Annotated in this window: 12 protein-coding genes; 3 read left to right on the top strand and 9 right to left on the bottom strand. The window is 39.7% G+C overall.

The genetic code is table 11. The annotated features are described in order from the left end of the window. Positions 1 to 166: 166 nt before the first annotated feature. A complete protein-coding gene (locus tag N693_RS0116320) occupies positions 167 to 1,162 on the bottom strand; it encodes an ornithine cyclodeaminase family protein (protein ID WP_025785899.1) in 996 nt (331 codons plus the stop codon). A gap of 82 nt (positions 1,163 to 1,244) precedes the next feature. Between N693_RS0116320 and N693_RS0116315 the strand changes: the two genes are divergently transcribed. Beyond that, the gene (locus N693_RS0116315; RefSeq protein ID WP_025785898.1) at positions 1,245 to 1,781 is read left to right on the top strand and encodes a helix-turn-helix domain-containing protein; all 537 of its coding nucleotides are present in this window, start codon (positions 1,245 to 1,247) and stop codon (positions 1,779 to 1,781) included. A 37-nt stretch (positions 1,782 to 1,818) separates the two neighbouring features. Here N693_RS0116315 and N693_RS0116310 read toward each other — a convergent pair whose 3' ends face one another. From N693_RS0116310 to N693_RS19760, 8 genes are all read right to left on the bottom strand, one after another. Next, on the bottom strand, positions 1,819 to 3,027 hold the full coding sequence (locus tag N693_RS0116310; protein WP_025785897.1) for a dicarboxylate/amino acid:cation symporter: 1,209 nt from the start codon (positions 3,025 to 3,027) through the stop codon (positions 1,819 to 1,821). A 23-nt stretch (positions 3,028 to 3,050) separates the two neighbouring features. Beyond that, positions 3,051 to 4,061 carry a proline racemase family protein gene (locus N693_RS0116305; RefSeq protein ID WP_025785896.1) on the bottom strand — a complete coding sequence of 337 codons (1,011 nt, stop codon included), beginning with the start codon at positions 4,059 to 4,061 and terminating at the stop codon, positions 3,051 to 3,053. A gap of 743 nt (positions 4,062 to 4,804) precedes the next feature. Beyond that, positions 4,805 to 5,230, bottom strand: a complete 426-nt coding sequence (locus tag N693_RS0116300) for a YfmQ family protein (RefSeq protein ID WP_025785895.1) — start codon at positions 5,228 to 5,230, stop codon at positions 4,805 to 4,807. 384 nt (positions 5,231 to 5,614) lie between these two features. After that, the gene (locus N693_RS0116295; protein WP_025785894.1) at positions 5,615 to 6,253 is read right to left on the bottom strand and encodes a YkyA family protein; all 639 of its coding nucleotides are present in this window, start codon (positions 6,251 to 6,253) and stop codon (positions 5,615 to 5,617) included. Positions 6,254 to 6,283: 30 nt separating this feature from the next. Beyond that, a complete protein-coding gene (locus N693_RS0116290; RefSeq protein WP_025785893.1) occupies positions 6,284 to 7,183 on the bottom strand; it encodes a polysaccharide deacetylase family protein in 900 nt (299 codons plus the stop codon). A gap of 438 nt (positions 7,184 to 7,621) precedes the next feature. After that, positions 7,622 to 12,475, bottom strand: a complete 4,854-nt coding sequence (locus N693_RS0116285; RefSeq protein ID WP_025785892.1) for a beta-N-acetylglucosaminidase domain-containing protein — start codon at positions 12,473 to 12,475, stop codon at positions 7,622 to 7,624. 499 nt (positions 12,476 to 12,974) lie between these two features. Then, the gene (locus N693_RS19450) at positions 12,975 to 13,892 is read right to left on the bottom strand and encodes an LCP family protein (RefSeq protein WP_156028952.1); all 918 of its coding nucleotides are present in this window, start codon (positions 13,890 to 13,892) and stop codon (positions 12,975 to 12,977) included. Between the two features lie 341 nt (positions 13,893 to 14,233). Further along, entirely contained in the window at positions 14,234 to 17,737 is a 3,504-nt protein-coding gene (locus tag N693_RS19760) for a right-handed parallel beta-helix repeat-containing protein (protein ID WP_025785891.1), read from the bottom strand. 521 nt (positions 17,738 to 18,258) lie between these two features. On the opposite strand from N693_RS19760, the gene N693_RS0116270 reads away from it, so the two are divergent. Next, positions 18,259 to 19,065, top strand: a complete 807-nt coding sequence (locus N693_RS0116270; protein ID WP_025785890.1) for a serine hydrolase — start codon at positions 18,259 to 18,261, stop codon at positions 19,063 to 19,065. A gap of 50 nt (positions 19,066 to 19,115) precedes the next feature. Then, positions 19,116 to 19,619, top strand: coding sequence for a hypothetical protein (locus N693_RS0116265; RefSeq protein ID WP_253271213.1), 504 nt, complete (start codon positions 19,116 to 19,118; stop codon positions 19,617 to 19,619). The last annotated feature ends 45 nt before the right edge of the window (positions 19,620 to 19,664 follow it).

Below are 19,664 nucleotides of genomic sequence, written 5' to 3'. Positions count from 1 at the left end.
TCCGGAGTCTTCATCTTCCACTTCAATCAACGTGACTACTAGGAGATAGTATCATATTAAATAATGGGATAGCTGCTTCCGAATTCCTTTGGATAATTTCAAGCACACATTAATGGGGCACAAGCTCCTACGTAACCTCTCTAAAAAAGAACCATCATCGTATCGTTCAGATGGTTACATACTGACCTAATTTTTGTTCTCTTGCGGTTTCATAAACTCCGATAGCGACAGCTAAGTCAAAGTAGGCGGCACCGACGCATTTGAAGAATGTGATTTCGTGTTCGTTTTCGCGAGCTGTTAAATTACCGACATAAGCATCTTTTAATTCCCCATGAATTTCGTCAAATGACCAGTCATTTTGAGCATTTGCATGAATTAACTCTCCTGCTTCTTCAGTGGCACCGTGGAAATCATCCACTATAACTTTGTCTGCACGGCATATGAATGCATGATCCACTTCTCTCATATGAGGCAAGTATGAGCCTACTCCGTTCACATGGGTGCCTGGTTGTATGTCACCGCCATTGAATACAGGCGTTTCGGACCTAGTGCAGCAATTAATGATTTGTGATTGCTTAACGACTTCAGATTTTTGTTCTTCTGGTATTACTTCGATGTTTATCGAAGTAGGGATGCCGAATTCTATTAATTTTTCTTTAAATTTTTCAGCATTCGATTTTGTTCGATTCACCAGATTAATCGTCTTTATATCTCGTACTTCCAATACACCGAGTGCTTGTTCAAAAGCCATTCCGCCAGTACCAATACAGGTTAAAACTTCTGCGTTTTCCAACGCATATAGATCAGTTGCAATCGCACTTAATGCCCCTGTCCTTAAACGTGTTAAATAGGATGCGTTAACGAGTGAGACATGTTCGCCTGTTTTTGCATCAGACACGAGTGTAACACCTTGAGTAGTTTTTCCTCCAGTTTCCCTGTTCTGAGGGAAAATCGTGACTGCTTTCATCGCCATCAATTCCTTATCCAAGTCTGCACTCGGCATATACAAAACACTTGCCTCATGTTTTTTAAACTCAATAACTGTCCTAAGCGGATTTTCCACTTGCTCCTCTACTTTCGCTTTTAAGAGGTGTTTTAAATCTTCAACTGCTTTATCCATTTTATACATGCTTTGAATTGTTTTTTCGTCGAGTACGATCAAAACGTTCAACCCTTTCTTTTATCGTATTTGATAATGTGATATACCTTATATAGGTAAAGAATTTCAGAGGAGCGTGTTTGTGATGGATCAACCCATTGGTGAAAGAATTCGTGACATACGTAAAGAAAACAAAATGACTTTAAAAGAAGTAGCAGAGAGAACAGGCTTTTCAATCAGCTTTCTTTCGCAATTGGAAAGAGGTAAGAGTAATGCCACGTTGGAGTCTTTAAAAAAGCTCTCTTTAGCTTTAAATGTAAGTCCCGCCATATTCTTTGATGAAGGAAACAATACGAGTAGTTACGACACATCATCAGAAACAGAAAAATTGAACCATCATAATATCATGTATAAAAGTTTGCATCATTCATTGAAAGACTATGCTTTCCAACCCCTACTTGTTAACTTGAAGCCCGGTCAAAATGAAGGGAATGCCTTTACACACAACGGCCAAGAATTCCTCTTTGTATTAAAAGGTGTACTTACCGTCTTACTTAATAATGAAAAAATCGAACTAAATGAACATGAATCGATCATGTTCGATTCTAACCAAACACATTACTGGTATAACTACACTGACGAAGAAGTTGTCTTCCTGTGCGTTTCTCATGATTTTCAATAATAGCCGAAGAGACCAAGTGATCTCATCGGCTATTTCTTTATAATTCTTCTACTTTATCTCCAAACCTAGAATGCACAATAGCAGTCCCTGTTAAATCACCTGCAATATTATTCGTCGTGTTCCCTGCGTCCACTAACGGTGAGACCGCTGCATATATTGCTACAATTTCCATAGGTAACCCTAAGGATGTCATCAATATGGCCATCATCACGATGTCTGCCCCTCTAGCTCCAGCTGTCCCCATTGAAAGAGCCAGCCCGAGAAAAACAAACTGAACTAACAAGCCAAAAGTTATAGGGATGTCATACAAATTCGCTGCAAAAATTGCAGTGACGCCAAATGTTACCGCCAAACCATCCATATTAATGGTCGCACCTAAGGGTAACGTGAAGCCATAAATCTTATCTGACACACCCAGCTTCTTTGAAACATTCATGGAAGCTGGTAAAGTGGCATTACTAGAAGACGTTGCCGCAGCTAGCATCAATGCCGGGCTAATTGCACGTAAAAATTCCAATGGCTTAAACTTCGTGAACAACGCGATGAATGTCGGATAGACAATTAACAATAATATTGCCAGCCCAATAAGAGCACTGAGCACATAGTACAATGCAGAAGAGATGATGGACATGTCTGTCGTTCCGACTAATTTCGCTATAAGCGCCAGTACACCAAGAGGTGCAAGGAACATAATCATATCCGTGACCTTCAGCATTAAGGTTGCCCCTTCATGAAAGAACAGCCTTACTGTTTTAGCCTTATCTCCCAGACTTAGAAGAGCAACCCCGATAATGATAGCGCCGATGATGATCTGCAACATATTCATTTCAACAAAACTGCCAAATAGATTATTAGGCGTCCAGGATACCAGGTTGTCTACGAAGTTGAATTCTTCGGGTGATACCGTTTCCCCGTCTGTCAGCATCCCTACAGAATTTTTACCTGGATTCATAACTAAGGCAACCCCTATGCCGATCGATGAAGCAATAACAGTAGTAGCCATATAATAGAATATAGTAACGCCGCCTATCGATCGTAACGACTTAACACTAGGTAGATTCGTTATTCCATCTATTAATACCAAAAAGGTTAAAGGTGCGATGAGCCATTGAAGCAATCTAATAAACATATCTCCTATAGGAGCTATATAGCTCACATTCTCTTTCAGAACGAGTCCTAGCACAATTCCTACAACCGCCCCAATTGCAACTTGAACAAACAGATGCTGTTTTTTCCACCATCCCATTTAGTAACCCCTTCCCGTCAAACTCACTTGTCTTCCAATAAGAAGCCCGTCGGCAATTCATCGTTAGGGTCCGTTACGAACTGATGGAAACCAGTAATATAAGCAGTTCCTTCAACTTGTGGGACAACCCCAGGTATGCCAGCAATCGTCTCTTCTCCGATAATTTCCCCTTTAAATTGACCATCTGTAATACACTCATGAATAAAGGAATCCCCATTCTTCATGTTTCCATGAGTATATAAAGTTGCAAGTCTAGCGGATGTGCCTGTACCGCAAGGAGAACGATCAATTTGTTCATCTGCAAAAATGGTTACGTTCCGTAAATCTGAGTCTTCTTTTACAGGTGAATCAGAATAAATTACTCCATAGATCCCTTTTAGTCCTGGCTCATCAGGATGTACCACGTTATAATTCGCCTCGACATAATGCTTGATTTTCGTGCCCCACTTTTGTAATTGTGGAAGATCCTTCTTGGATACTTTGAAGTCTAATTGATTCGAATCCATAACTACATAGAATGCACCACCGAAAGCGATATCTGCGACTAAGTCCTTGCCTTCTATTGTCATTTCAATCGACTTTTCTAAAACGAATGAAGGAACGTTTTCAAACGAAACTGATTTCACTCGATTCCCTTCCACATTGGCATATGCGATTACTTCGCCAGCTGGACTATCAATTACAAATCTAGGTCGCTCTTCAGTAACCTCAAACCGTCCTGTTTCGATTCCCATCGTGACAACTGCGATAATTCCATGACCGCACATTGTGCTCCAACCCTCGTTATGCATAAACAGAACACCAAAGTCCGAATCTTCTTTTGCGGGCGGTGTAATAATACAGCCGTACATGCCATGATGGCCTCTTGGTTCATACATGAGCACTTTTCTAAACTCATCTAAATGTTCCATGCAATACTCTCTACGTTCTAATTGCGTGTTTCCTTTAATTTCTGGAAAACCATCTGTAATAATTCGTAAAGGTTCACCTGATACATGCATATCCACTGTTGAAATCATCTTGTTAATAATCATTTTTCCATCTCCCTCTTTAATTTCACCCCAATATTGAAGTGGCACTTAAATTCAGTATAATTGAAATATATTAGAATAGTCAATTGATTCTTTAGAATAGGAGATATCAAATGTCTTATTGCTCTCTTGCAAAGCCTTTATTGTTTAAAACATTTGAGTTGGCATTGTTAAATACCCCGGATTGAAACCGCAGGACATTGCAAGCACACTTCCTAATTTCCGGGGCATTGATCGTTTTTGGACAAGCAGTTGGTGGCTTGTGGACAAAGGATTAATTGTTCGATTTTGGTTTTCTTTCTCTCTTCTTGGACTGCAACATTCTTGGAAACCCTTTTTACACAGAACGATTCCTGCAAACCGTTTTGAGCGTTACGTGTTTATTCTAATCACCATCCTTGTTTCCATTTGCTAATTCCCCCTTGATAACTGGTTACTATTTATGAGGGTTGATCCCTATTAGGTTTCGTCTAGTCGCTCGTTCATCATATAATTGGAAAATAAAAGAGTACCACTGCCTGATGATTCATTATCAGACAGTGGTACTCTTTTATACATTTAAAGTAACCAGCGTAGCGTTAAAGTAAGTAATTTCCGAAAACCAAAATTCTATAACTATCAGTTTACACAAAAAATCCTTTATTATGGGCTCGCGGTATTAACCTATCCAACTCCAAAACAAAGGATCCTGCAATAGATATCATGCTTTTTCTTTTATTGAATTTATGCTAATTGAATCCCTTAGTTTACATAGTGAATTTTTGTAGATAGTCAGAACTAAGACTATAAGAAGAAACTTTCTCCTTGTATTGTTTGACTACATCAACTTGATTGTCGGAACTATAAACAAAGAAATTAATCTCTTTTTTTCTATTTTTTACGTTGATGACAAATGGAGTAACATTAGTCACTGGATGGAGAAATAACTTTTCATTGCCTGGAAATATATCGTGTTTTTTCAAGAAGTTAGATTTATTGAAATAGTCCGTAAACCTATTTTTTTCTTCTCCTTCTAAATGCTTTCCGTTAAACGTTATCGTAACATCTTTTGTATCAAGTTGTGGATGTAGTGCAAATTTACTTAACCCCCATGCCACAACTGCACTTGGAGGACTCATTAACATTTTGAAAACAAATCCTATCAATATCGAACTAGCCAAAGCCCATGTCATATCAGCTCAACTCCTTCAGTAATAATATCAGGTTAACAATATAGCTATGGGCATTTTTTTACAGCACGTAATATATTATCAGAAGTCTAGTGATTGTCAAATGGAGGATATTTCTAAAATGGAGACATGTACAGCATCTTTGTGTAGAGTTTAGACGATGTACGTTCACCTCTTCTTCAAACAAAGTTTTTCATATAATTTTATAGTCCTCTGTTTTGGATTTGGATAGGAACTACCTGTACTTACCATTATAAAGGACTTTTTGTTTTGATTTTATTTTTGAGTGATTTGTTACTATCGGGTTTAAATTACTGCAACGCAAGTGATTTTTTGTAAAGTAGCATGCGAATTCAGTAATCGACATCAAGGAATTTGATAATCAGCCTAACTTATATCAGCCATCTTATAATAATCATTCATTACCTTATTATACTGCTCGGTAACCTGATTAAATTGTTCAACAACCTCAGACATATGTATACTATCTTCGTTTATGGCATCGATCTCATCTTCAAGTGTATTCAGCTCAAATTTTCCTTGTTCAAGATTTCCAAAGAATGTAGTTTGTGAGTTCAATTGATCTCGATAGGTGTCAAAAAAGTTCTCCATCAGCTTTTTCCGATTGTTCATGAGTGTCATGAGCTTCGTTGCTTGCTTCTTTTGGTCAGCATCTTTAATCAGCTCAATGTTTTCATCAATGGACATCAGTTTACTATAAGCAGTTTGGAAGTTTTCTTCAGCCTCGTTCAACTTCTTTTTTTCCATGGATATTTCGTGATCCCCCACCCTTTGTTTGATGGCGTCAGTGTCATTACTGTCAAGGCTTAGTACATCATGGTAAATCTCTTGTACCCTTTTTCTATTTACATCTAAGTCCTTTTGGTTCTCCACGAATTTCTCTTCGATGGATGCCGACTCCTCCATTTTCTCATGTATTTCGGCGGCTTGCTTATGATCAGATTGACAACCAGACAACAAAGTAAACAAACCTAAGAGCATGACAAGAAAAACTACTCGTTTCAACTTAAATCCCTCCTCGATTCAATCAGTGAATTAGCTGATTGAATGACAGCGACCTTCACATTGAAATGTTACGGGTGGCTGTTCATTGGTTAGTACTTTCGTTTGATACCCTTGCTTCTTAATGTAAGATAGTAGCTCGGGCAAGTATTCAATAGTATGGGGCTTATCATGCAGCAACACGACAGGTGTAACCCCCGCTTGCATATAGCGATCGATTTCCTGCTTTGTATGTTGAACATACCGTCTATCTTTTAGTTCCCAGTCACGACTATCCACATTCCAATCCCACACCTTGAAATCGCTTTTGTCCAATAAATACCGCATATCTTCGGTTAAATACGGGATGCTCCCGTAAGGAAGTCGGATAAGATTGGATCGGACTCCCGTCACGTTCTCGAGAATGTCCCGATCCTCGGACATTTCATCTACTGGAGCAGACGGACTGCTGTAGATTTTTCCTGCTTCATGAGTTATCCCATGTAAGCCGAGACCAAAGCCTTCCTTCTTCATGCGGACTACTGACTTGGAGTGCTCCTTTATATTTGGTCCGATCATGAAGAACGTGGCTTTCATTTGATAGTCATCCAAGATGTCTAGCAACTGATCCGAAACAGCAGACGGACCGTCGTCAAATGTTAAATAAATCGATTTCTCCTGTTGATCGATTTCATTTTGCTTGGCAACTGCTTGCTTTCTAGTAACCTCCTTATCTGCTCTTTCCTTTAAAATAATGGAGTGCCTTAATGGGGATTCCTCAAAACCTTCCATTGGTTCAAATGAAACCGGCAATGTTTCTAAAGAATTTTTATGTAGAGTGGACGCAGCCTCATCGTTCTTATTTGGCATAACTAATTCCACTAATAGAATAACCACTGCAACCACTAGAATAGCCGACAGAACTTTGCCCTTATCGTTTAAATGTTTTTGCAAGTTTCCTCCTCCTATTCTTGATAGATTCAGTATCAACAATGTAATTAAGTCTCGATAAGAGGATAGGATTAACCCTATCCTCCTATGGCTCGTACATCCAAAAATCTCATTGTTTTCCGAGGAATTTGTTCAACTCTATGTATTTATTATATTTGTATATGGTAACACAATTCCACCTATTTCATGTGAAGTGACGTGTTTTTAATTGTCATTTACTCAACCAATAATCTTTCTTAAAATCACATTAATAAGATGTTATTAGTCCATTAAGTATGAACACAGGTAAGTACTATCTCACTGCTTAATCGCTATGTAAAAATCCGACAATCAAAAAAATCCCTATCTAGCAATGATTTATCAGCTAGATAGGGATTTTACCTCCTCAATTGTGTTTAGCATAGATCCAGTATACAGCGTATGAATCACAAATATTTCCCTTTATTCTTCTAACCGCTTTTCAATTAGTACATCCGCACCTTTAGTAAGTCCTTGATGAGCAACATCAGTAATTTGTTTCTTTCTCAATTGCTTGTCCAACAGAGATTTGAATTTATTTAATTCCTTAATGACATTCTTATTTCGTTTCTCCTCTTCCTTCTTTTGTTTATCTTTGTCTTTATCTTTGTCTTTGTCTTTGTCTTTGTCTTTGTCTTTGTCTTTGTCTTTGTCTTTGTCTTTGTTATCTTCCTTCTCGATTTTACCTATCTGCTTTTCTAAGTCTTTGACTACTTTCTTATCTAAAATATCATCCGACTCTTTGTATTGAGCAACTAGCACATAGAGATCCGCTATTTCAGTAATAGGTTGGGGTTGTACTTTTTCTACAGTGACAGTTGCAGTTTTCACTACTGTTTCTACTTTGTCTTCCGCCAACGTAAACGTAACTTCGTAAGTGCCAGGTGTGTTATTATCAAAACCATCTGCTTCGATAACGACGAATTGAGTCGCATCGTTACCTTTAGAATCTAAAGCAATTGTAATCAGAGAGCGTAAATCCAACTCTTCTCCAGCTGTGATTGTTGCGTTTTCAACCTCTAATTCAAGAGTCACAAGATTGACTACTAAATTGTCCAATGCTGCCCTTAGGTTAGTTGTCGCTTGATCCACTTCTGATTGAGTTCCTGTTGTTTTCTTATTCACTTCTTGCGCTACTAGCAATGTTTCACTAAACACTTTCCAGCTTTCCGCAGTATAGTCCGCCTGCTCTTTCTTCTCCGCTTCCGCGATGGTCGAAGCAAGTGCTGTTTTATCAACTTTCTCAACCAAGTCTTTGTTAGTTGAAATATTCATTTCGTAGATAAGCGGCTGGACATCTTCCCAAGACAATTTAATTTCAAAAATATTGTCATACGATGAATTATAGAAGGTATTGAGACTGCTATCCAAAGTCCCAAGTCTCACCCATTCGTCCTCACCGACTCTAGCACTTACGGTAGCATTGGAAATATTTTTCGAGCCTTGCACGATTGTAATTGCTGTCGCATCTGTCTTTTCTGATAAACGATATATCAAAGACCCATCAGTTCGGTCGGTCATGTTAGGCTTGAACGCTGTTGTCAAATCACCATCAAATAACTGCCCCGGACCAAATCCTTCTTCTTCAATTGGATCTGTTGCAAATGTTGGGTTATTCTCTGTCTTCACAAACTCCCCGCCATTAATCAAGATTTCATTGATATGCGCAAATCGCGCTGGATAATTGGCTGTGTAGAGAATTCGAATATATTTCGCTTCAATGCCGCCAATCTTTTCGTTCCCAAAATAGTAATTCCCAGGATTTACAGAATCATGGGTGTAGCCATCTTTAATCTTGTCTGAATAATCCGGTTTTCCTCCTGCCATATTATCTTGACCATCGCCCAATGTTGCGATATCCGTCCATGTTTTGTTATCCATCGACAATTGTATAACCGCGTCTCGAATATAGTTACTATCATTTTCATCATTGTAGATTCGAAGACTGTTAAAGACTCTTGGTTCACCTACCGAATAGGTGATGTATTCACCTTTTCTTTGGTAGTCCGCGAAAATTGTCTTCGTTCCAAGCTTTTTATCAAACAAATTCAGGAGCGTATTCTTCTTTCTAGAGTCATTTTCCGACCAGTTTGGCGCAATGCCCATTGTTGTTTCTACAAATTCTGGACCGTGGATTTCTTTCGATGAAACATTGAATTCGTCCAAGTTGAAAGTAATTGCTTCATTCGTATTGTTAATAAATTTTACATAACGTGCAATTGTTCCTTCTTGCGGCGTTGACCATTCCACTGAATTCGCAGAAGCCTGCAGTGTAAGTTTGCCGCTCGTTTCAGACGCATTTACAACATCCAATTCCTTAATGCGTTCTAATTTCACACCAATATACTCTTCTGGTTGAAGTGTAATGCCCGCTGTTTGATTCAAACTCGTGTTTTCTAGGGAATGCTGAGAAGGAATTCCTTTGTAAGATTCATTGTTTGTATACGTAAACTCAGAATTCGATTTCGCAGACTCTACTTTGATTTCACTAAACTTCAGCCAAACAGGAACGTTTTTGAGATTTTTAACACGTACATATCGCGCTTCTATACCTGTTAAATCTTCTTCGATTTTATCCATTCCTGAAGCTTTCCCTTTATACTCTTTGAACTTTGTATACGTTACATTGTCTGTCGAGTACTCCAACTGATAGTCTGTCCACTTATCTACATTATCTCTACCGATAGCAAATGATACCTTCCCAATATCTCTTACTTTCAATAAATCCACACCAATATAATCGCCAACAACTGACGTATCTTTCACTGTACCTGAAGGATTGTACCAAGCAAACGTCGTGTCATTTCCATCAAATAGATTCGCTTCAGTTCCTTGATAGAGTTTGAAATGGTCTGGTACCATCAACTTTGTTTCCAACTCTTCGACTTCATCTTGTTGTTCATTAATGACAATATCTTTAATTCCAAACCAAGTTCCTTCACGATTTTCTGTTGCAATTAAACGAACACCTTTGACCTTTAAATTCAAGTTTTCGACAGCAGCTTGCGTGACATGACCAAACACTTGTCCATCGACGTCAGTCCATGTTGTCCCGTCTACTGTCACCTGCAACTTACTTGCGTTAAATGTATCGTTATTATTTCCAACTCTCCCCAGTTCAAAGCGAGCTGAATCCAATGTAAACGGCTTTTCATAAAGTACACCAATATACGTTCCGACCGTGATAGCACTCGGTGTTTTATAGACAACATCCGTATTCGTATTGTTGTCTAAAAGGTTTTTCAAATCTCCAGTTGGTGTGTCCGTACGATTTGTAATGACACGTACACTGTTCAAGTCTGGATTCACAATGGATTGCACTTTCGATGACACATCGTTCAGTAGTGTCTTCACAAATGGCACGATATGTTGTACGCCTACTTCTGCATATTGATAGTGGTCAATATAGCTGAACGGGTGATTTTTTGAAGCATCAAATGCAGCCTGCCCTTGGCTGTATTTCTCCCATACTGCAGGCTTGTCCCCTGCTTCATGCGCAATTTCTGCTTCCAATAATGAAATCGCAGCATTCGCTGTATCGATCGCACTATCTAACCAGTAAATGATTTGATCACGTGTTCTTGCATTCCCTGGGTTCTCTTTATATGTCTGTGCCGCATACAAAATAGTTTCAAATTCTGTAATCAGCTCTGTTGCTTGACCTGTGATTGGTTCTTTTCCAAGTGCTGTTTTAAAAGCATTCAACTTCGGAGCTAATTCAACCGACTCTTCTAGTTTCGCTACACGACCGTCCATGTTTTGGTTGATCATATGTTTCGACAGCTCTTTCAACGCATTCGATGCCTCTGTTTCATTATTGTTGGCGTGGTCCACATAAGCAAAAGCGTCATTCCAGTTTTGGTCTGCTTGTTCAGAACTATCCCATATGTTCCAAGCATAATCTGCATTCGCAAAAATCGCTATTTTACTTGGCTCCGCTTGTTGCATTGGATTGAGCACGATGCCTTCAATGTTTTCTGGATTCACATTAGGCTGAAGGAATGTCTCATGCCCACCCATGATTAAGTGCTGTTTAGAGTTATCCGTACACGGCCAGTTAATCCAAAGAAATGGCCCTCTTCCAGCATTTTTAGTGAACGTTGAAGTAAAATTATTCGATACTTCTCCCCAAACCTTACCACCTGTTTGGATCACGCTCACAGACTTCGGCAAATCTCTTAGTGTCTGAATTTGTCCGCTTTCTCCCCATCCCATATAATCATTCGGACAGAAAATCATATCAGTGACGAGACCGTCGTAATCAGCTTGTTTTTTCACTAGCCAATTCGTTAGATCCGTCATTAATCGTACGTAAGTTTCCGCTCCTTGAGGAGGAACGCCAGCGTCATCTGCTAAAATACCGAACTTCCTCACTCCCGAATCCATTAATTGCGTAAACTTTTCTTTTATAATCGCTAAATCGTGTTGGTAATTTTCTTCTGTATTAAATCGAATCGCATTATTCATAAATGGATGCAGAGTATATACAAATCGCGTCTTACTTGCATTTCCTGCCTCAGCAAGTCTACTGATTTTCACTAACTCGTCTTGTGTATATAATTCTCTCCATTTACCATTGTGTTTAGGATCATCTTTTGGCGCATAAATATATGAATTCATTTTAAAGTCGCCGCCAAAAGTCATGAGGTCCGCACGGTCTTCATTTGACCACGGTTCACCGTAATACCCTTCGATAAATCCTCTACCTTTAACATCTGCGTAATCTTTAATGTTTAATTCTTCAATCGAACGGTTCTGCATTTGCTTAAAAATATGCTTAACCGTAGTAACTCCGTAGAAAGCAGAATCGATATCTTTTCCTAGTACGGCAATGACATTATCTTGAACGGAGACAATATTTGCATCGAGCTTCGCCAAGATTGTATCGTCCGTCAACTGGTTGTCCTTAAAATAGCTGTCGACAGTCTCACCTGATTGGTGAATTCCGACCAAAAAGTTCGTTCGATCTGCAACGATTTCTGCAGACTCTGTGATAGTGAGGTCTTTCGAGTTCAACAGTTCTTCCACTCGATTTTTCGTATACTGATCTACTTGTGTTTCATAAACAACGTTAACTGAATCGCTCACTTCGAATTGCTGTCCACTATACGTAATCTCATGTGGATTCGGGTAAATTGTATACGGTTTCATTTCAGCTGTCTGTTCAGCAGCGTGCACCACTTGGACTCCAGACAAACCGATAGACCCAGCAATCGTACTTACCAACATGAGTAAAGCAACAGCCAAACTTGCCATAGACTTTTTACTCTTTTTCAAGCTCCATTCCCCCTTTTAGTTTTGTAATTATTTTCTAGTCATCAACTGGCATATATAACTGGTATATACCAGTTGATAATAGCAATATACCACATGGCGACTAGATAAAGAGGAATATTTTATAAATGATTCAGAATACTTAGATTAAAGGGGTAGTAAATGCCTATTCACCAAACAAACGGGAATGTTAAAACAACCAGAAAATTTTTGTACCAATATTTATTATGTTTAAAAGGTATGCGAAAACAAACATGAATGTTTATACTAACACGAGAATCTCACCAACGTATTATTAGAATAGGGCGATAAAAAGCTCTATCACTATTAAACACTTTGAGTACTTTTTAGCAAAATCGATCGAAATTTTAAAATACAAGGAATAAAAATAGCCTTCTAGTCAGTTGATTGACTAGAAGGCTACTTTAAAAACGAATTCCAAGTTGTCAGTTCAGTTCCTGAATGGTACGATAAAAAATTTTCTTACTGCACATTTAAATCGTTAGCCACCATATTCGGTAATCATATCCTTCGTTTTTGATAACTCATCATCGGGTACCATCAAATACCAAATATTATTAATGAATTTCCCCTGACCTGTCATTTGGTAAGATGTCGTGTTAGCGCTCACATTTCTATAGTTCGTCATTAAATTCTGCATATCGGCAAACTGCATATTCGTTACCATGTTTTCCCCAAGAATATCTATCAATTTATGGATCTTTGTCACAGACGTCAAACTTGCACCACTCTCAAGTACACCTTGAATGACTTGACGTTGTCTTTCATTACGTCCCACATCACCTTCTGGGTCCTTTTTGCGCATCCGTACATAGCTGAGCGCTTGTTTTCCATCTAGCGTATTCGTACCTTTAGTGAATGTATGCCCATCCTGACTAAACTCTAATGCGTTATTTACTGTAATCCCACCAACTGCATCGACTAGCTGTTCCAATCCTTCCATATTCATTCGCACGTAGTAATCCAAGTCAACATCTAAAAAGTTTTCTACAGTAGCGACAGACATCTCACTACCTCCAAAAGCGTAAGCATGGTTAATTTTATCCTCTACGCCTTTGCCGATAATTTCAGTACGACTGTCTCGCGGTATACTAACCATTTGCATTCTAGAATGCGATGCATCCAATGTCATGACAATCATCGTATCAGATCGTCCGCGGTCGCCTTCGCGTTCGTCAACTCCAAGCAATAATACATTCAATGATTCTCGATTCTCCAATTTCTTCTTTGTCACTTCGGTATCAATCGCTTCTACAGGTTCATGGCTCGTTTCATTAACCGTAGATTTGATAGAGCTATAAACTGTGAATAAGTAAATTCCGATACTCGCAACCAATAGAAATACGATGAGAAGCGAAATCCACAACCATTTTAATTTACTACTTTTCTTCGTTACCAATTAGTTCATCTCCTGGTTATTCTGTCTTTCAATAATTTTTTTGTAGATTATCTCCACCAAACATTTACAAATCGGTCTGAATCTAGTATCCATTTGACGAGACTCGTTTTTTTAGATTATAACCTATAGTGAAGAGCAAAACAGCATTAGGAAAAATTAAAGGCTAGCCCTACTTACAGAGTAAACAGTTGAGTTTTTATTGATGAAAACTTTGAGTGTTTTGTATCAACACTGTTGAATTCTACTTTGAAAAGTACCTGTTCGCGAAACAAACGTGAATTTTTACACAAACACGAAAGTTTCATGTACAGGTACTTTTAAAATCTTTCACTCGAAACCATTCAGCTCTCCAATAAAACCAAATCATCTATAGTAATTTCTTTTTTCAATACATCACTCGACTGGTTGCTGCTCCCCACTGCCAGGCGGTAGTCGACTTTTCGGGTCATTTCTTTCGCCATCTTCTTAGATAGACCCGCATTACCAAAGGTTTCGTCCCTTCTTTCATAGATGTCCTGGTAATGTCGAACTAGCGCTTCCTTCGCTTCCGCCGTAATGTCATATCCTTGAATGTAGAGCTCCGTAATCTTCATCAGTTCTTCTGGAGTATAATCTTCAAAATGTAAAGTTAGCCCGAAGCGACGGCGTAGCCCTGCGTTGCTGTCCAAGAAGCGATCCATTTCTTTTTCGTAGCCTGCTGCAATCAGCAAGAACTCACCCTGTCGATCGGACATCTGCTTCAGCAGCACTTCCAACGCTTTTTTTCCGTAGTCATTCTCGCTACTACCTTCTAAGGTGTAAGCTTCGTCGATGAACAGCGCACTGCCCATCGCCTGCTCAATCTGGTCAGCTGTACGCTTTTCTGTTTCGCCAATATGTGTACCGACTAAATCGCTTCGATCCACTTCAATCAGTTCGCCTCTTTCGAGTAATCCAAGCGCTTGGTAGATGCCAGCAAGCACGCGGGCAATCTCTGTTTTGCCTGTCCCAGGTTTTCCAATTAGCAATGTATGGTTCATCAGCTTTTCGGCTGAGTGGTTTTCTCTTTTGTAATACCTCATCAGTTCAATCATTTCATCAATTTCAGCTTTTACTGTCTTAAGACCAATAAACTGATGGAGTTCCGCTCTTTTCTTTTCGAGCAGTTCCTCATCAATCGGAATTTCGTAACTCTTTACATCACGCTCTTTCACTACTTGAAGAACGTCTTCTTCTTCAAAAACCGTCAATAACTCTTCAGTCCATTGCTCACGCGGGGACTTCGAGATCCTTAAGGACTGGGCTACCCCAATCTGGTCGTAAAGCGTGCGCACCATCCGGGCATTACTGAATGTCTCGTCACGCTTGCGATATCGTACAATGAACTCATTGTTCAGAGCCTTCTTGGCAGCATCTGTTATCGAATAACTTCCTTCACATTTGTTTAAGAAGAGTTGCATCAGCTCATCAGGCGTATAATCCTGGAAGTGGATTTTCTCAGTAAAACGATCTTTCAATCCTGGATTGGAGTTTAAGAAGCTATCCATTTCCTCTGTATAACCTGCTGCAATTACAACAAATTCCCCACGATGATTTTCCATTGCTGGAAGCAATGTGTCGATTACCTTTTTTCCGAAATCGTTGCTTGAGTTCTTTCCTGCTGTTAGAGAATAAGCCTCGTCAATGAAGAGGACCCCGCCCATCGCCTCTTTTATCTTCAACTTCGTTAATTCCTCAGAACTCCCTACGTGTGTTCCTACAAGGTCCTCTCGTTTCACTTCAACAAGATGCCCTTTCTTCAACAGACCTAGCCACTTAAAAAATCCGCCCATGAGTCGTGCAATCGTTGTTTTCCCAGTGCCTGGATTTCCTTGAAAGATCATATGAGGTGCTGTCAACTCAATGGTTTTCAATCCACGTTCCGATTTAAAGTGGTTGATCTCCACTAGATTCATCATATCGCGCATTTTGTCTTTTACGTTTTCAAGACCAATGAACTCATCCAGTTCGCTCATTAAAATGTCCAACATTTCTGGATTGCTAAAGACTACTTGTCTTTCAGTCTGTTCTGTCAGTGCTCCTACTCTAGAATTTCTATCTTGTCGACTAGCCACCGTAGGTATCAACAATTCAGTGTTTTTCAGCACCGGTTTGCTATCATCTAGCCTTTTCAAATCCCCCGCACGATTGTTGGCGAAGCGGCAATCTTCAAGTACAGGTGCTGATTTCTCCAGCATTAATCCCGCCTTCGCTCCGTTCATCACCTGCATTGATTTGAAGATAGAGGTAGAGCAATCCTGCATGACGATTTGGTCTTCACGATGTCCGTGGACTCTAGTATCCGTCACTTCAGTTCGTCGCACCTCACTCAACAACACCCCAGATGAGTTGCCATCATAGAGTTCGCATTCCGTCAGGTAAACTTCGGCAGACTTCGTTGCACTTACTTGCTGTCTCTTATGATTGAACAAAACCGTCCGTTCCAGTGAAACAATTACGCCAGGACCTGCAAGTACTCCATTCTTCTCTCCATTTGAAATCCTGCAGTCTGTTATTTCTGCCTTCGCATCAGAACTCAGTAAGATGTTCGACCCTTTGTGACCAATGAGGATACAGTTAGCAATTTCCATTGTAGATTCTTTCGCGGACACACCAGCACTTTTTCCACTCTTGACTTCAGTTGCTGAAACGATTAGTTCTGATTGTTCAGTAGCAAAAATCTGTATATCACCGTGATGGCTGACCTGCGAATCAGATATCTTCACTTGACTGCCAGCTGAATAAATTCCGATGCTTTTCCCATTTTCAATTTCACAACCAAGGATTGTTAAATTACTTTGACTAGATGCAGTCAGCTGCGTCATCTGGTTGTACTTCACCTCAGATTCAGTGACTGTACAAATTGAATTCATGCAAACGATCCCTCGTTCTTTCCCTGAAAGAAACTGCGTTCGTTTAACCGAAACATTGCTTTTCTCAATACAGGTCAACTGATCACCTTTTTGGCCTTTAAACATCGAATCTGAGATTTCAACAGAAGAGCCTTTGATGGTCATTCCCTCGGATTCCCCATTTTCTAACGTACTGGCTACTATTTCAAAATGCGATCCATTTGCAAGTTCTACATGAGCGAGATCTTGCATGTTAAAGGCACAGTTTTTCATGACTCCTTTTGAATGGTCAGAAAAAATCCCCTGTGCCTTCCCCATATAGAAATTCGTCTGTTCTAAATCTAAAAAGCTATCTTTTTCCAAACAAATTTGCGCTCCACTATTTCCAATGATGGAACTCTTCGTAATCGTGCATCGACTGCCACCAGTCAGGCTAATCCCTTCTTCCTGACCACTTAAAATTCCACAATCGTTTAGTGCGACTTCCCCTCCATCGCGCACAGTAAGCTGTGCCTTATCGATTGTTTCTTCTACGATACAATCGAACAGAGACATACGACCAGACACTTCGATACCATGAATATTCTTTTTAAATATCGTATGCTCTGCTGATACTTTTGCAGACGCACCAACTCGCATAGCAATTCCTTGAATCTCAGAGAAGAGGCAGTGATGTAGAGTTAACTGCCCTGACTCAATATGAAGTCCGCACTCAATCGGTGCAGGGCCGCTTCCAACAGTGATCGATTCAATATGCACTACATCGATTAATACAATATGAACACCGCCTGTTATACAGACCGAACGAGCATCCCCATTTAAACTTCTGAGGGTAAGTGGCTTATCGATGTCCAAATACTCATGGTAGATGCCCTCATCAATTTCCACTGTATCTCCTGGCAGAGCTGCCTGTATTGCGGAAGTGATGGTTTGATAGTTTGAAATCACACGCTGAGAAACGTTAATAATCGCCATGAGGCTTTCCTCCTTTCTCTCGTTAAATTCAGTCATTCTGCGTACTATGTATTTTACCGTTATTTCCACACCGTTCTGGTACTCATTCCGAAATACTCAATACACGTATATATAACAGTCATAAAAAAGACGCTGTAAAAGATACAGTCCCCTTACCTATCTCATTCCTAAATCACCCGCAAAATATAACTTCAGTTTAGCATATTATTCAGCATGGAGTCAGTGTAATAACCCTCTCGTGAAGTACTGATATAACTATAAATGAAGCGGGTATACGTTCACTCAAAACTGTTATAATACCTGCCTAGCTGCGCTGTAATACAGTAGTGTCTCTAGATTATTAAATGATTACAAATAAGACTTGCAAGTAATCCAGTTGCACTCTTAAATTCCCCAAAAAAGGTAGAGCTTTTTCAGCTGCCTGATGCTACGATTAAAACGAAAAATAAGTTGCAATTCAGACTTCAGCAACCGAATGAGATTTAATAACAGTTTCACATTCTACTGGGCAGGTGAATGATATGGATTACGTACAATTAAAAGAAGAACTAGACAGAATCGCTTATGAAACAACGGGAGACGTCTCGATTTACGCAACTACACCTGACGGGGTGATTGCTATACGAGAGAATGAAGTGAAACGATCCGCCAGCATTTTGAAAGTGCCAGTCGCCATGGCATGTCTTGCGGCAGCGGACCGAGGAGAGATTGACTTGGATACCCTATTGAAAATAGAAGAACCTGTCGGAGGCTCTGGAGTTTTAGCGTACATGAGCGATATGGAACAGATAACGTTGCGGAATGCCTTGACCTTGTCCATCATTGTCTCAGATAATTCGGCAGCAAACCTCGTCATTGAGCATGTAGGGATTGAGCGCATTCAGAATTTCTTCAAACACGTCGGTGCCACTCACTCGCAGCTGACACGGAAATTCATGGACTATGACGCGTTGGCACAAGGGCTAGAAAATGTTGCAACCGCAAAAGACATGGTCCGTTTCCTTATGTGTCTGGACCCAGCAAGTGAAAACCTATCACAGACAAGTAAACAACAATTGAAAACGATCATGCGTGACCAGCAGCTGATCGATAAGCTCCCTGCCTTCCAGCCGATATTCGATGAAACGCTAATAATCGGTAACAAAACCGGCACGCTCCCTGGTGTCGAACACGACATCGCCTACTTTGAAAACGGTGAAAGGTGCGTCAACATCGCCGTACTGACGACAGATTGGGAATATAACCATGATGGTCAACAGACCCTTGCTCAAATCGGCAAAGCAATTATCAAGTATCTTCAGACAGACTTAAAAAGTATTGAGTCGTGAAACACCTATAGTTTTATTAGACCTACTAGATAAAGGAAGGGTTGTCGATTATGATGCAAGTGGCTAAAGCGCATTTAGTTCAACTTCAATGGGAGGGGCCATATAAATTAGCGGATATCCCATCCTTAAATCATGAAGAATGGGATTATGGAATTTATCAAATTTATGGAAAGCACCCTGTTTACGGAAGTGACGTTTTACTGTATATCGGTAAAGCAGACCTTCAAACGCTAGGAAAAAGAATATCACAGGAAAATTGGCTCGATACGAACGACTCCAATAATACTAAAATTTATGTTGGAAGATTACATGGGCCGGTAAACAAAAGTGAAGAAGAATGGTCAATGGAGATTGATTTAGCAGAGCGCTTATTAATTTATGTCCATAAGCCGGCTTATAATGCTAGAAGCATCACTTCACTTCCTGATTCAAAATTGCAAGATATACATCTTCTTAATTGGGGTCATCATAGAGATTTACTACCTGAAGTATCAGGATTACGGTGGACTCAAAAACTTGATCATTTGCCATACGAAAAGTACAAGTTAATTTAAGGTTATCATTTATAGAAATGTGCCTATGTTCGAAACTAACGTGTC

It is taken from the genome of Sporosarcina sp. D27 (assembly GCF_000586555.1).
GTDB lineage: Bacteria > Bacillota > Bacilli > Bacillales_A > Planococcaceae > Sporosarcina.
Note: the sequence above shows the minus strand (reverse complement) of the source record. Positions and strands in the feature narration are given on the sequence as shown.